This window comes from Martelella sp. UBA3392 (genome assembly GCF_002358775.1).
Classification (GTDB): Bacteria; Pseudomonadota; Alphaproteobacteria; order Rhizobiales; family Rhizobiaceae; genus Martelella; species Martelella mediterranea.
Genome location: NZ_DEPM01000230.1, coordinates 1 through 555, shown reverse-complemented (window position 1 = coordinate 555; position 555 = coordinate 1). Strand labels below are relative to the sequence as shown.

Here is a 555-nt window from a genome sequence, read left to right as displayed (position 1 = left end):
CCCCTCAAGGGGGGAGATTGGGGCGGCGAGGTTTGTGCTTGCCGCGACACTAATGCGGTACGGGGACTTCGTGTCGATTAACGCCCCGACTGGATCTGGTCCAGCACGCCGCCATCGGCGAAGTGGGTCTCGTTGGCCGCTTCCCAGCCGCCGAACACGTCTTCCACGGTGATCAGCTTCACGTCCGGGAACTTGTCGGCATATTCGGCCTTCACTTCAGGATTATGGACGCGGTTGTTGAAGGAGGCGACGATTTCCTGGCCCTGCTTGGTGTAGAGGAATTCGAGATAGGCCTTGGAAATCTCTTCCGTGCCGCGCTCCTGGGCGACCTTGTCGACCACGGCGACCGGGAATTCGGCCAGCAGCGACATGGACGGCACGACGCGCTCATATTCGTCTTCGCCATATTCGGCGCGGATGTTTTCCACTTCCGCCTCGAAGGTGATCAGCACATCGCCGATGCCGCGTTCGATGAAGGTGGTGGTGGCGCCGCGGCCGCCGGTATCGAACACGGCGACATTGCCAAGGAAATCGCCGACGAATTCCCGCGCCTTC

At 61.3% G+C, this 555-nt stretch carries 1 protein-coding gene; it reads right to left on the bottom strand.

The annotated features are described in order from the left end of the window. Positions 1-77 precede the first annotated feature (77 nt). Positions 78-555 (bottom strand): sulfate ABC transporter substrate-binding protein (locus B4E36_RS18450; RefSeq protein ID WP_345900660.1); only part of this gene is annotated, 478 nt, incomplete at its 5' end.